The sequence below is a fragment of the Aeromonas sp. AE23HZ002T15 genome, assembly GCF_054165525.2.
On record NZ_CM201342.1, the window covers coordinates 3,867,530 to 3,881,126 of the forward strand.

The window sequence follows — 13,597 nt, forward strand, 5'->3', positions numbered from 1 at the left end:
TTCCCCTTAATCCATCAGGTGGCGGGTGTCGTCCTTGGAGAGGTACGGCACGCCATCGAGGTGGATAAAATCAGGGGACGTGACGAAGCCTTTCACCTTGTGCACGGCCTTGCTGCCGCCCTTGGGGTCGATGTCGAGCAGGTCGGCCACGTTCAGCTTGACGCCGAAGGCTTCCACCTTGATCTCCTCGCTGCCTGTGCTGGCGTAGAACAGCACGTCGTCCGGCGCCATCCCGCGCCAGCTACCAGCCCGTTTGGCGGCAGCGATCAGCTGCTTGAGGTTCTTGGTGTCGAGCTCGAACTCGCACTCGGCCGATACATCCCCATCCACAAAGCCATCGGGAATGCCTCGGGTTTGCGCCACGGCGCTGTTATCGGTGATGGAGAGGCTGGCCTTTTCGACGTGGACCATGGCCCCCATCAGGGTGGTGTCGAAGTTGATACCGGAAAAGCGTTTGGTCACGGGTTAACCCTCCCCGTTGTTGAGGCTCAGATCGAGCATGATGTTGACGGTGATCCCCTTGGGGCAGTCCACGGTGCGTACCACCACGAACACCGAGACCAGGTTCTTGGCGGTCCACTGGATGGCGATGTCGCCATCTTGTGGGGAGGCGATGTCGCCCGGGAACAGTTGGCCGTTGATGGTGGTTGCCTTGGCCATGGCGCGCAGATCTTTGCCAAAGTAGGTGATGGCCATGGCGGTGCTGCCCGGGGTGGAGTTGAACGAGCGATCCCCGATGCGGGCAATGGCCCGGATACGCATCCGGCGCGCCACCTTGTAGGCGATGCGCAGGTTCTCGATCACCTGGTAGTCGCCGCCCTCGCCGTCCAGGGTGCTGCCATCGGCCCAGTACAGCCCGTCATAGTCCGGGTACCACATCGGCACCGAGTAGCGGTTGGTTTCCAGGGTCTGTAGGGTGGCCAGCGGCAGCTCGGTGCCGTCCTTGTCCTTCGGCTTGTTGCCAAGGCCCACCAGGGCGCCGGTCTTCACCCGGCAGGGGCTGTCAGCGATGCTCACTGCCCGGTTGCACAGGCGCCCGGCGTAAGCCCCGATGAGGTTGGGCCAAAGCTGAGGCACCAGACCGACCGAATCGGCCTTGATACCATCTTGCAGGGCGGCAAGCTCGGCCTCGTAGGTGGACCAGTCTTGATCCGGGCCGATACCTGGCACCGCCAGCAGCAGGAACTGCCAGCGCCCCCATTTGGCAATCAGTTCCTGGCTAAGGGCGTGGGCGGCGTTGATGGTGGCGGTGTCCCACTCCTGCCCCAGTACCACGACCCCCTCGAACGACTGGGTTTGCTGGGCATCACGCACAGCCTCCTTCCAGTCCATGTCGGTGGGCAGCACGAAGGCGGCGGCCGTCCAGTTCTGGCCGGCGTTGACCATGGCAGCCTGCAGGTTGGCCTTGAGTTCACTGTCAGCCGTGCCGAGCAACTGGTCGAAGTCTGACTGGGTATTGAAGGAGAGAAGCTTGCCGGTGTTGCTGGCGGCACTGCCGACAAACAGCAAGTGGCGCTCGACTTCCGTCACCGGCCCCTGCATCTGGTTCAAGTTGTGGATCTGTACATTCGGCCACATGGTGCGGGCTCCTTAAGTCTCGGGGTTAGGGGCGGACAGGGTGGGCACTGCCCGCCACCGACAGCGTGATTTCATCGGCCACCCACACTTCAAAGGGGGCCACGGTCCAGGTCTTATCCAGCCAGCGGATTGCACCGTCCGGGTCTTCGACGATGCGCAGGGGCTCGGCGAACTTCACCTCCAAATCCAGATCCGCGCTGTGTTCGTCATTGGGCACCACGTCATAGGTGGGATCGGGCAGGGCGAAGCGCTCGCGAAAAGGGTCGTTTTCCTGTATCCAGCTGGCGATCACCGCCAGCAGGGTCTCAGTGCGGCATTCGCGAAACGGCAGGCTTTCCAGGGAAAACACGGCGGTGTATTTGAGCCAGGCCAGATCCATCCCAGTGATCCCCATATCCTTGGGTTCCAGGCTGATGGTGCCGCCCTCCATCCAGCTGTCGAGAACGCGGGCGCAGCGGGCCGGCAGCACGCGCTCAAGCTCGCTGTGCAGGGCTGACAGGAAATACCCCTGGGGATGTAGGGCCTCGTTGGTCTCGCTCATATCATCGAGACCCCGACCCGGTGCTTGTTCTTGATGCTGCGCACCAGTTGCTGGCTTTCGGCCAGCAACTGCTCGCGCAGATCGGGGGCACGCTCGGCCAGGTCTTTGCGGGCGTCCCGCTCGGTGACCGTAGCGAACTCGGGCAGCAGCATGGCTTTGGCCCGGGCAAAGACGGCGGCCAGGTAGGTCTCGGTCAGCGCGTTGTTGCCGCCGGCGAGCCGGGGGCCGGGCACCTGACTGGCCTCGGTGTAGCCCTGGGCTTGCAAGGTGGCCTGGTGGCGGGTCAGCTGCAGGTTGATCTCGCTGATGGCCGCCAGCAGGGCCGCACTGATGGCGTCGTTGTCCATGTCAGCGGGCAGGGCGCGCCGGCGCTCGAAGTCGCCACACACCACGTCAGGCCAAAAGCCGTCATTGGTGATGGTCTGCTCGCTGTAGCGGATGCTTTTGCCTGAAATCATGTGCTGCCCTATCAATTGGGGCGCCCCTGAGGCCACGGGATTGAGCGCGGTGCGAGCGGTCAGCTGCAGGCTCATCCCCGCCGGGGCGCGGTGGCGTGGGAGTCGTTATTCTGGGTTGAGTGCGCGCAGGCGCATGGCGATCTTGTGGCGCAAGGTGCCGACCCCGATCTTGCTGTGGGTCTTCTCGGCCAGGGCCAGCCAGTGGTCGGCCTGCTCCAGGGTGTCGTTGTCTGCCAACGCGCTGGGGCGAGGTACCCCGTCCTTGTCACGCAGTAGCAGGCAACCGGCCAGCTTGTACCATTTGGCGGTGGCCTGCTCGTTGAGGCGCCAGTGATTGCGCACCTTGTCGAACACCCGGGAGAACCAGGGTTCGACGCCATGGCCCAGCGCCGCTTGTTCTTCGGCCCAGCCGAGCACGGTGTCGGCGGTGAAATGGGCCCAGTCGCGCTTGATGTTGCCCGGGGTGCGCTGGTTCTGCTCGATGGCCAGTAGCGCCCAGCGGATGGCGGTTTCCAGATCGCCGATGTCAAACGCCCAGATGATCAGGCGTTGAAACAGCGCGTTCTGGTACACGGTGCCGAGCGCCGCCAGTTCCAGGTACTTGTCCACGTAGGGGCGATATTTGGGAAACAGTTCATCCCGTTTCATCGCCACCTTGTCGCTCATCCTGGCCAGCGCCTTGAGCCGCGCCATGTCCTGCTCCAGGGCAATCAGCTGGAGGTGCAAACTGTTGGCCACAAGTCCTGTGGCTTGCCCGGTGGTGGTGGCTTGCGCCGCCCCCAACTGGGCCAGGACCTGCTGCTTGTGACGCATGCCAGGCGAGAGAGCCATGGTTACGTCTCCGGCTCGCTGTGCGCGTCAGCGCCTGCAGGTGGGGCTGCAGGACGTGCCCCGACCACCACATCGGCCTCCTCATAGCTGCCAAAGGCTTCATAGTCGCCGATGGCATAGCCTTCCTGGCGCCAGTACTGGTTTTCAAAGCCCTTGGTGTCGTCGTTGTCGGCTGCCTTGCGCTTGCGGGTGTTGCGCTGGGTGTAGATGTGCAGGTTGGCCAGGGTGGTGACCCACATCCCGTTCGCCGGGAAATAGGGCGGGATGTAGGCCGGGCGGCCGGCAATGGACTTGGCCAACTGCTGGGCGGCGATTTGCTCGGTGGGCTTGGTGGCCTCGCTGTAGAGCTTGGCCTGGGCTGCGGCCACCAGGTCGGTACCGACCAGCACCACCAGACGCGGATCGGTGCGATAGAGCGGGTTGATGGTGGCGTTGATGAGGTCGGAGGCCATTTCATCCAGGGTCTTGAAGTCGCCGTGGCCGTCCGGGTCGAAATAGATCTTGTCGCCGGTGGGGGCTTTCACCACCTGGCTACCCTTGTTCCATTCACGCGCCAGCTGCTGCCAGCCTTTGTTCACGTCTTCACCGAGCGGGTACGTGGCCGGATCGGAGTCGTCGGCGATGTGGGTACCGTTAAAGCCCACCCGCAGCATGTCGAGGCCAAAGGTCTGGTTGGTGAAGTCGGACACCAGTTGCACGAACTGGCCCTCGTTGCCGGCGTTGGCCCAGGAACACAGGGTGCTCCAGTCCAAGCGCACGCAGGAATCGGTCTCGGTCAGGCTGTACTTGTTGCCATCGACCCCAATCTTGCGACGAAAACGTCCCTCAACCTTGCGGCCGGTGTGCAGGGCACTGGCGCCGACTTGCACCACCTGGCCGGTCAGCTGCTCCACGTCCAGACAGGTGATGAGTTTCAGGAACTCGGTGGATTCGAGGATTGCGCCGCGCAGCACGGTTTCCATGGGGGCGCTGACGGAGAACTGCTTGGCCAGCGCGTTCTCGGGCACGTTGAAGGCTTTGGCCAGCAACGCGTTGTAGTGGTTCAGGCACTGCTCGGCCTGCGGGGTTTTGGTTTGACTCACAGAGGGCTCCTCAGCAAACGGTCGGGTGGGTGTCGCTGCCGCCCAGGGCATCGGGGCGCTGGTCCGGTGCTTCTACCGAGAATTTTTCGATCTTGGCGTTCAGGCTGTTCAGCTGATCGCCCAGCCCCTTGAGGGTTTGTTCGAAGGCTGAGAACTGCTCGCCGGTGACGGCGACTGGGGCGGGATCGGTCGCGGTGGTCGGCTCGGTGACGGCCGATTGCTTGTCTGCCGTCAGCGCGTCGACCTTGGCGCCAAAGGTTTCAATCTGGGTGCCCAGCGCGGTGAACATCCCCGCCAGCTTGTTCATCTGTTCTTCGTTCATGTCGGTACTGTCCTCGGGTTGGGGGCTGGTCGGTGATTCAGTGGGGATCGCCGCGGCCGGGGCGCCGTGAGTGCCCAGGAAGTTGAACACCTTGTGCAGGAGTGAGACGCGGTCGGGATGACTGTGCTCATCGGCAGGCAGCGAGAAGCCGGACAAGTCCAGCGGCTGGCTGGTGCCCACGGTCGGCGATGGGTGCTTGGCGGAAAACTTGAGCATGGTGGTGCCGGTGCTGGCGGGGATGTCCGTCACGCCGACGGCAAACAGGTAGGTTTTGCCCTGACCGGTGAAGTTATCCAGCGGCTCGATGGAGCAGAACTTGTACTGGCCGCGCTGGTTTTGATAGATGAGGTCGCGGGTCGGGCAGAGGATGGCGAACAAGGTGTGTTTGCCGTCCACCTTGTCGGCCTTGAGGGCCTGCACGTAGCCCAGGTTCTCGCCCCATTTCTCATGGTCCGGCCAGAGCTGTGCGCAGTAGAAGGTGGGATCGTAGGTGTCGGCCATGTCGGTGATCCACTTGGCCGAGATCTCGCGACCATCCACGGATTGGCCCTCAGTGGCAATCGCCACCCAGCCGGTGCGCAATGATGAGTCTGTCGGTGTTGGCACGGCGGCCTCCTGGTGTCGAATTGTTGTCAGGTTATCGGGGCCAGAGAAGGGGAGCACTCAGATGTGTTCTGACGATTTCGGATGGAGGGGGTTATCCGAATTCATCCGAATGAAGGCGGCGGGATGGGGAGGATCGGCTCAGTATCATGAGCCCCAGCTTTATGACTGGGGAGCCTCATGGCCTATACAGAAGAGGTACGACAAACCGCCAAGCGGCTTTATCTGCGCCATTGGAGTGCACGGGAGATCAAGGAGGAACTCGGCCTTGGCAGCGTGCGGGTGGTGTACCTGTGGGCCGAGAAGTATGGCTGGACGGAGCTTTTGAGCGACGAGGCGCTAGAAGATGCTATCACCCGTCGTTACCAGGCGCTGGCCGCCAAGCCGAAGAAGAACCACGCCGACCTGGCCGAGATGGATCGGCTCATCAGCCACCACGTCGCCCTCAAGGCCGAAGCCGTCAAGCTGGCGGAGCGCGAGCAGGCCCTCAAGGTCCGCCGGCAGGCAACCCCGCCAGATGAGGCTGGCGAGGTGGGCGAGCGTGAAGGGCGCCGCCAGCGCGGGGAGAGCAAGCCGAAGAAGGGCGGCAAGAAGACCAAGAACTGGGTCAATGACTTGGGCCCCGAAGACTTCGAGGGGTGGCTGGCCTCCCTGTTCCCGCACCAGCTGTACGTGCGGGAGGTCAAGAACGACCCGGCCATCCCGCGCACCCGCAACATTCTCAAGTCCCGTCAGATCGGCATGACCTACTATTTCGCCGGCGAAGCGCTGGAGGATGCCATCTTGACCGGTGGCAATCAGGTGTTCCTGTCCGCCACCCGGGCCCAGGCTGAGATTTTCCGCTCCTACATCATCAACATTGCCCGCAAGTTCCTGGGGGTGGAGCTCAGCGGCAACCCCATTGTGCTCTCCAACGGCGCGCAGCTGGTGTTCTGCTCAACCAGCGCCAACAGTGCCCAGGGCTATACCGGCAATTTCTACGCCGACGAATACTTCTGGATCAAGAACTTCAAGGCGGTCACCGATGTGGCCACCGGCATGGGGTCGCAATCTCACTGGCGCAAGACCTTTTTCTCCACCCCGTCCAGTAAGGCCCACGGGGGTTACAAGCTGTGGACCGGGGATGACTGGAAGGGCAAGGATCCAGCGCGCCAGGCCATCGAGTTTCCGACCGAAGCAGAGCTGCGCGACGGTGGCCGGGTCTGCCCGGATCGGGTGTGGCGCTACATCCTCACCCTGGAGGAGGCGGTGGCCAAGGGGTTCACCCTCATCGACATCGAGGCGCTGCGCGAAGAGACCGCCATCGAGGTGTTCGATCACCTCTACATGTGCGCCTTTGTGGACGATGAAGCCTCGGTGTTCAAGTTCCAGCACATGGAGCGGGCCCAGACCAGTATCAGCAACTGGAGCGACTACACCCCGGGGCACCCCGAGCCGTTTGGCAAGCGCGAGGTGTGGCTGGGCTATGACCCGAGTCGGACCCGCGATAATGCCACTCTGGTGGTGGTCGCCCCGCCGTTGTTCCCGGGCGAAAAGTTCCGGGTGCTGGAGAAGCATTTTTGGCGCGGGATGAACTTTCGCTACCAGGCGGACGAGATAGAGAAGATCGCCAAGAAGTTCCGGGTCACGTATCTCGGGATCGACGTCTCCGGGGTGGGCAGCGGGGTCTATGACCTGCTGCAGCCCGTGTTCAAGTCAACCATCACCCCGATCAATTACAACGTGGAGAGCAAGGCCCGGCTGGTACTCAAGATGGTGGATGTGGTCGAGTCAGACCGCATCGAGTGGGATCAGGAAGACATCGAGATCCCGCTGGCCTTCATGAGCATCAAGCGCAGCACCACTGGCGGCGGCCAACTGACGTTCAGGGCCTCACGCAGCAGTGAGACCGGACACGCTGACGTGTTCTTTGCCATCGCCCACGCGGTGGACAACGAACCGCTCGACACATCGCGCCGCCGCAAATCCACCTGGGCCATCAGTAAACGAGGAAAACATGAGCCGCAAACAGCGCTTTCACCAGCGGGCCGAGCGGCCCACCCCCAATACAACCAGCAGTCGGCCCACGGTCAGCTTTTCCATGGCCGAGCCCATCGATCCCACAGCCTGGATGACCGACTACACGGACGTGTTCTACAGCCCCTGGGGCGAGTATTACATGCCGCCTATCGACCGGCAGGGGCTGGCCAAGGTCGCTCGCGCCAATGCGCACCATGGCGCCATCCTGATGGCACGGCGAAATATGGTATCAGGCCGTTTTATCAGCAGAGAGGGCGTACCCCGGGAGGTGATCACCGCCTTTGTGCATAACCTGCTGCAGTTCGGGGATGCGGCGTTGCTGAAATTACGCAATGGGTTTGGCCAGGTGGTGGGGCTCTACCCGTTGTCGAGCCTCTACCTGCGCCGCTGCCAGGATGGCAATTTTCTGATGCTGCAGCGCGATGGTAGTTACAAGCATTACTTGGCGGCAGACATCATCTGGCTGGCTCAGTACGACCCGGTGCAGCAGGTGTATGGCCAGCCCGATTACCTGGGGGGTCTGCAGTCGGCCCTGCTCAACCAGGATGCCACGATGTTTCGGCGCAAATACTTCCTCAACGGGGCGCACATGGGGTTCATCTTCTACGCCACCGACCCGAACATGGACGATGATCAGGAAGCGGAAATGAAGGAGATGATCGCAAGCTCCAAGGGGGTCGGGAATTTTCGCTCGATGTTCGTCAATATCCCAGGTGGCAAGCCGGATGGGATCAAGCTTATTCCGGTGGGGGACATCGCGACCAAGGATGAATTTGCGGCCATCAAGGCAATTACCGCTCAGGATGTACTAACGGCTCACCGCTTCCCGGCCGCCCTTGCCGGCATCATTCCGGCCAATGGTGGTGCGGGTCTTGGCAACCCGGAGCAGTACGACCGGACCTATGCCCGCAACGAAACGATCCCGATGTGCGAGCTTATCCAGGATGCGATCAATGGTGCCAATCTGCCTCGCCGTCTACAGGTGGATTTCAATCGGTCGCTGGAGGTCGGTACCACTGTATAGGGATCCAGCCTAGAGGTATAATCGAGCGGTTTTTTATCGACGGTATCAGGGGGGATTTATGCGGGTATTTTGCCGGGAATGTGGGGAGCTGGGGCGCATCACCAAGACGCACCGCCTGAGCCGTGATACTTCGGATCTGTATTGCCAGTGCACGGACGCAGAATGCGGGCACAGCTGGGTGTCACAGATGTCATACAGCCACCCACTGAGCCCATCGGGTCGCACGACCAGCCAACTGGCCTTAAGCCTTATTAACTCACTGAGCCCGGATGGGCGTCAACTCCTGTTGCGGGGGCTAAATCAAAGGTAATGATTAGGGGGGCGCAATAAGCGCCCCAACTTTTTTTTATCATCAGCACTAGGATTTGAATACTGGCCATAACAGGTCATGCATGATTTCGTACAGCCATTCATTGAGCTGGCAGTCCACTGGCCTATTGCCTTACCAACACACGGAGTCTGGACGAACGAAAGCCACGGCTGAAGGGGATAAGAGAAAATTCATGCAACTAAGAGTGTATTGAGATAGTTTTACTTTAAGCTGGGATAGGCAACTAACAGGCAATGAGATAAGATTAGCGATTACTTTAGGTGTTTTTTAGGGATCTTAAAATGGCGAAAAAACCAGAAAATTCAGATCAAGGCTCGAAAAATATAAAGCCTTTGGTTGGAGAGCGTAAAGGGAGTAGGGATAAATACTCGATTGTTAGACAAGACTCCGGCGGTCCTGATGCAAGAAAGCCAATGACTATATCGCAGTCTTGTGGGACACCTCCACCACCGACTCGAGGAGATGATAAATAAAAAATGACACTCTAGGGAGGCTGTGATGACAAGTCCAAATAATAGTGATTACAACCGCCATTGGGAAGGGCTTTGGAATGTGCGACTAGGTATTCGTTACCATATGCACCTGCAAAGTTACTACAGTAAATTTGGGAAGTTTGTCACGGCATTCACATTAATATTAAGTACTTCCGCTGGAGCAACACTATTAAATTATAATGTTGATATGGCAAAGGTGCTTGCTTTTTCAGCGGCAGTGTTTCAAGTGTTAGAGTTGGTTGTAGATTCTAAGTCAAAGTTATTATTACACTCTAACTTACGGCAACGTTATATTCAGTTGGAGTCTGAATTGTTAATGGGGCGTGACGAGCTGACGAAGGAAGAATATGGATTTATTAAAAACAAAATAGCCTCCATTGAAATGGAGGAACCTCCAATAATATCGGCATTAATGACATCGTGCCATAATGAACTAGCCAAAGTACATGGGCTCACCGCTAATTTTGAGAAAATGTCTTTTTGGGATAAAAGAAAAGCACAGTGGTATAGTTAAGTACCGCATGTTAATGACGGGGTGATTAATTTCACCCCGTATTGTATTTTTAGCGTTTGCTATCTGGTGTTCTCTTCACGGGCTCCCAAGTTGAGCCAGGTTTTGATGTCGGTGGTGCTTGACGATTATCTGGAATCGTTGCGTAGTTATCTTTAGCTCCACCACGAGGGCCTCGCTCCTGATAAACACCACCATCTTTCCCACTGTTTTCACCCGGTTTTAATCCCATAAACAATCCTTCGTTCAAGAGTTGAAACAGCATATGCTGCAATTATAAGATGAAGGGTTTTTATGATGATATCAATAGTGTGTGTGCATTTTGTAGGAATTTTCTTTTATCAGAATTTTAGATGGAAGTCTATGAATGTGTTAGGCTAGTCATGGTTATCTTTAAGCGATGGATTTTATTGTAAAAATATTCTTTCTTAAAACTTATGTATTCATAAAAGCCTACCGTGTTTATAAGCCCTTACCATGGTTAACCGGTGGTATTGGCCAAGTATGCAAATCGACGGTATTGCGGAGTCGATAAAGATGTATATGGGCTTGTTTAGAGTCTCCTTCCTCTAAGGCATTCAGCAGCGCCAGAGCATCCTCGGTGCCGGCGGCCGTCATGCTGGCCAGCCAAGCAGCTGGATTTCCAGACTCGGCCAGTAGGCCCCGCACGTCCTTGAGTTCCGTCTGGCGTTTCGCCTCCCGGCGTCTGGCTTCGGCTTCAATTTGATACAGTGATGGCCCGTTTGGTGATTCGAACGGGTGCCGTTCGGTCACTTTCAACTCACTATCTCGGATGCAAACTGACCGGTCCCCCGCCCTGACAATCAAGCCGCGCCGGATCATGGCCACTTCTTCGTCACGTAGCCCCAAATGGAATAGATTTATACCTTTCAATGGATCCTTCTTAGATCCTTCGAGATCGTCGCGTACAGTTGTTGCCAGAGCTCCAAGGGGGGAAAGACCCTCGCTTCGCTCGAAACCCTTTAACTCGCTGCGCTCGCCCACAGGCCAAAACCCACTGCCTCGGGCCTCAGCGGTGCACTGTGACCCACACTTGCGCAGCACCCATTCCCCTACACGGGTTTGCTGGATGAGGCCGTCAGCGGCTCGCACGCCCACAAGCTTGGTTTGCGGTTCGCCGTATTGGTTGGGTTCGGCAAAAGCGGTGCGGTGGATACTCAAGGGGCGTTCATCGCGCCGGCAGCAGGGGCCGCCCATGGCTTGGGTGAAGTTCTTCCAGTCCACCGCGTCGGCATAGCGCCGGCACTCTTCCATGATGGGGCTGGCCAGCGGGGCCACGACGATCCCCTTGGCCTCTTGCAAACGGCCTGGCAGTCGGCGCAGTTCCCGCCAGATCCCGACCGGCGGCCCTTTCAAAGGTTGGAACTGGCGCAGACCCCAGAGCGAGGCCCAAGCCCTCACCCGGCGGGCGCCTTCGGTGGCGGCGGTCTCGGCTTCCAGGTCGCCTTCGTCGCCGACCCGGTGGCCATCGATGTTCTTGGCGATATATTTGACGATGTAGCCCACGGCGCCGCCCTTCTCCTTGTCCATCACCTTCCAGTCAAAGCGGGGCGTGATGTCGCTATAGGGCTTTTTGCTGTCTGGGTGGCGTTTGCGTTCCAGGTCGCCCTTGTCATGGCTCAGGGCATAACGCTGCAGGATGCCGATCAGCCGATGCTGATGTTCGGGTTTGACCCAGATCAGCAGGTGCCAGTGAGGTGTGCCGTCATGGTGGGGCTCGACCACCCGAAAGCCGAAATAGTCGATGGGGTCTTCTACCAGGGACTCCCCTCGACGTGTCAGGTTGCGGTCGAGGGCTGAGCGGCAGCGCTTCCACAGCTCGCTGATGTAGTGCTGGGAATCGCGGGGGGAAGAGCCGTCGTGTTTGGGGTTTTCTTTCGTGTTGTCTGGCCCGCCAGCCTGGGGGGCCCTGATAGTCTTCCAGGGGTGGAAGCGACTCGGTGCCGTCCAAGTAAAGAACAGGCCGACATAACCCAGCTCGTCGGCAACGTCAGAAAAGCCCCGTGCCCGCACAACCAATTCATGACGGCGATTCTCTGGGTTGGCGATGGAGGCTTTTACCGCATCCTCCAAGCTGACGATGATGTCATCCTGGGCGTTGTAAGCTTCCATGTCCTTGAGCCAAGCTGCAGCCATTCGCTGGCGCTCGACAAAGGCTTGCAGGCCCTGACTGGACACGTAGGCGGACACCCCTTTGCGCACCTTGCCAAGCAGGATGGCGCAGTGCTCGTTGTACTGTTCCCAGATCTTGCGCAGGCGTCTGGCCCACCACTTGGGATCGAGCCAGCGGATAAGGTGGTGTGCGATGAAGTCATCACGACTCTCGGTTGTTCTGAACTTGGGCAGACGGGGCAGCATGCCCCAGGCGTCGACCGGTTGTTTGCACATGTTCCACAAACGGAGTGGCGGCACCTGCTCAGCACCGAAATTGGTAGTGGCATGGAGCAGCCGGATGACCCGCTCGGCGTAGTTGACGGCAAGGCACTCACGGCTTTCCTTGGTGCGCAGCTGCTCAAGGGGTTCGGGGATGACGTTCTGCACCTGGCGCAGGGTGGTGATGCGGCTTGATAGCCAGCGGTTGGCCTCCTTGGTGATGGCCACCCCCTGGAGCACATCAGGAGCACGGTGGCGGCAGTAGCCCACGAACAGCTCAGCGCGCAGGTCTTTGGGCAACTGTACTCCTGACCCACCGCCAGCGCGGGGGATGGGGCGATCGAGCAGGTCAAGCGCCCAGTCCAGGGCATAGGCACCCTGGACCCCGTCGAAGTAGGAGCGGATGGCCGCTATCTGGCTATCGAGATCGAGTGCTGCCGTAGGCCGGCGAGCAGGTGGGAGTCGTGAATGAGCCAGGGAGCACAACGCCACGCGGCGGGTGTTCATGATGCTCTTAGCTTTGGCTTTGACGGCAGCAGCCAGTTTCCAGGCAGCAGGCTGCCTGGGGGAAATGGGCTTGGCGTCGAACAGTTCGGCGTAATAGTCCCGCATCAGAAGGACAGGGGCTCATGACCGTGAGGAGCTGCGAGCAGGTGTTCCAGGTAGGAAAAGCCAGGATAGTGCAGTGAGGTGGTCATCATGACTTGGCACTTCCTGACAGTGCTTGCAGCTCAAGCCGACAGCTATCCAGTGCTCCGGCAGCCATGCCTCTCATCTTGCGGGCAGCAGCGCACTGGCGAAGGGTGAGGGATATGCTTATCCGTGGCCGTGGGGAAAGTGAGCGCATAGTCAGCAGATCTCGCTGATAGCCGCGTAAGCGCGCGGTATCGTCGAGCATGATGGTCCGCCAACTGTCAATGGTTTCTTCTTGGGCGATTCGCAGGCGAGAGTTCATTGGATCACCTCACCCTGACCATGCAGTGGCGCACATTCTTTCCACCAGTCACCAATCTCCCTGGCCAGTGCGGTCTCTCCTTGGCCCAGAGCCAGCCAATAGACCGAGCGCATAGCGCCAAGCGCCAGCAGTTCCTGAGTGATGTCTCGATCCCCTCTGGCTTCACCACCTGCAGCGATAAACTCGGCACGGGCTGCTAGCCAGTGAGTGACTAGCGGGCCATGAGTCGGGGCCATGGCTGGTCCCTCTTCGCCATCATCTTCATCGCTGTCGTCATCCAACAGGACGGCCGGATTACAGGTGACGACTAGTTGGATCTGGATGTACTGCGGGCCGGCGTAAACTCCGCCCAGAGCAATGCGGTTATCTTCGGCGTTAGCGGCAAACATGTCGGCCAGCAGCCCCTCAACGAACTTGGGGGCCTGACGGGCAATCTTGATAGCGTCGCTCATAT

13 protein-coding genes and 1 pseudogene are annotated in these 13,597 nt (G+C 59.3%); 4 read left to right on the forward strand and 10 right to left on the reverse strand.

What is annotated here, in order from left to right; genetic code table 11:
- Nucleotides 1-6: 6 nt before the first annotated feature.
- From ACT5M9_RS18070 to ACT5M9_RS18100, 7 genes are all read right to left on the reverse strand, one after another.
- Nucleotides 7-462, reverse strand: a complete 456-nt coding sequence (locus ACT5M9_RS18070) for a phage protein (RefSeq protein WP_434664374.1) — start codon at nucleotides 460-462, stop codon at nucleotides 7-9.
- A gap of 3 nt (nucleotides 463-465) precedes the next feature.
- The gene (locus ACT5M9_RS18075) at nucleotides 466-1,578 is read right to left on the reverse strand and encodes a DUF2586 domain-containing protein (RefSeq protein WP_457979929.1); all 1,113 of its coding nucleotides are present in this window, start codon (nucleotides 1,576-1,578) and stop codon (nucleotides 466-468) included.
- A gap of 25 nt (nucleotides 1,579-1,603) precedes the next feature.
- Nucleotides 1,604-2,119 (reverse strand): phage tail protein, encoded by a 516-nt coding sequence (locus tag ACT5M9_RS18080; RefSeq protein WP_457979927.1) that lies wholly within the window; start codon nucleotides 2,117-2,119, stop codon nucleotides 1,604-1,606.
- Entirely contained in the window at nucleotides 2,116-2,577 is a 462-nt protein-coding gene (locus ACT5M9_RS18085) for a head completion/stabilization protein (RefSeq protein WP_457979926.1), read from the reverse strand. The genes ACT5M9_RS18080 and ACT5M9_RS18085 overlap by 4 nt, the downstream gene beginning before the upstream one ends.
- A gap of 105 nt (nucleotides 2,578-2,682) precedes the next feature.
- Nucleotides 2,683-3,408 (reverse strand): phage terminase small subunit, encoded by a 726-nt coding sequence (gpM, locus tag ACT5M9_RS18090; protein WP_457979924.1) that lies wholly within the window; start codon nucleotides 3,406-3,408, stop codon nucleotides 2,683-2,685.
- A 2-nt stretch (nucleotides 3,409-3,410) separates the two neighbouring features.
- On the reverse strand, nucleotides 3,411-4,490 hold the full coding sequence (locus ACT5M9_RS18095; RefSeq protein WP_457979922.1) for a phage major capsid protein, P2 family: 1,080 nt from the start codon (nucleotides 4,488-4,490) through the stop codon (nucleotides 3,411-3,413).
- Between the two features lie 10 nt (nucleotides 4,491-4,500).
- Nucleotides 4,501-5,418, reverse strand: a complete 918-nt coding sequence (locus ACT5M9_RS18100; RefSeq protein WP_457979920.1) for a GPO family capsid scaffolding protein — start codon at nucleotides 5,416-5,418, stop codon at nucleotides 4,501-4,503.
- A gap of 177 nt (nucleotides 5,419-5,595) precedes the next feature.
- Between ACT5M9_RS18100 and ACT5M9_RS18105 the strand changes: the two are divergent.
- The 4 genes and pseudogenes from ACT5M9_RS18105 to ACT5M9_RS18120 all read left to right on the forward strand — a co-directional run.
- Nucleotides 5,596-7,416, forward strand: a pseudogene (locus ACT5M9_RS18105) (terminase large subunit domain-containing protein); the annotation flags it as partial.
- Between the two features lie 79 nt (nucleotides 7,417-7,495).
- Nucleotides 7,496-8,458 carry a phage portal protein gene (locus ACT5M9_RS18110; RefSeq protein WP_457979918.1) on the forward strand — a complete coding sequence of 321 codons (963 nt, stop codon included), beginning with the start codon at nucleotides 7,496-7,498 and terminating at the stop codon, nucleotides 8,456-8,458.
- A gap of 58 nt (nucleotides 8,459-8,516) precedes the next feature.
- Entirely contained in the window at nucleotides 8,517-8,768 is a 252-nt protein-coding gene (locus tag ACT5M9_RS18115; RefSeq protein WP_457979916.1) for an ogr/Delta-like zinc finger family protein, read from the forward strand.
- A 519-nt stretch (nucleotides 8,769-9,287) separates the two neighbouring features.
- Nucleotides 9,288-9,797 carry a hypothetical protein gene (locus ACT5M9_RS18120; protein ID WP_457979914.1) on the forward strand — a complete coding sequence of 170 codons (510 nt, stop codon included), beginning with the start codon at nucleotides 9,288-9,290 and terminating at the stop codon, nucleotides 9,795-9,797.
- Nucleotides 9,798-9,846: 49 nt separating this feature from the next.
- Here ACT5M9_RS18120 and ACT5M9_RS18125 read toward each other — a convergent pair whose 3' ends face one another.
- The 3 genes from ACT5M9_RS18125 to ACT5M9_RS18135 all read right to left on the reverse strand — a co-directional run bounded on the left by ACT5M9_RS18125 (nucleotide 9,847) and on the right by ACT5M9_RS18135 (nucleotide 13,595).
- Nucleotides 9,847-10,026, reverse strand: coding sequence for a hypothetical protein (locus ACT5M9_RS18125; RefSeq protein WP_457979912.1), 180 nt, complete (start codon nucleotides 10,024-10,026; stop codon nucleotides 9,847-9,849).
- Between the two features lie 230 nt (nucleotides 10,027-10,256).
- A complete protein-coding gene (locus ACT5M9_RS18130; protein ID WP_457979911.1) occupies nucleotides 10,257-12,800 on the reverse strand; it encodes a replication endonuclease in 2,544 nt (847 codons plus the stop codon).
- Between the two features lie 339 nt (nucleotides 12,801-13,139).
- Nucleotides 13,140-13,595 carry a hypothetical protein gene (locus tag ACT5M9_RS18135; protein ID WP_457979910.1) on the reverse strand — a complete coding sequence of 152 codons (456 nt, stop codon included), beginning with the start codon at nucleotides 13,593-13,595 and terminating at the stop codon, nucleotides 13,140-13,142.
- Nucleotides 13,596-13,597 lie beyond the last annotated feature (2 nt).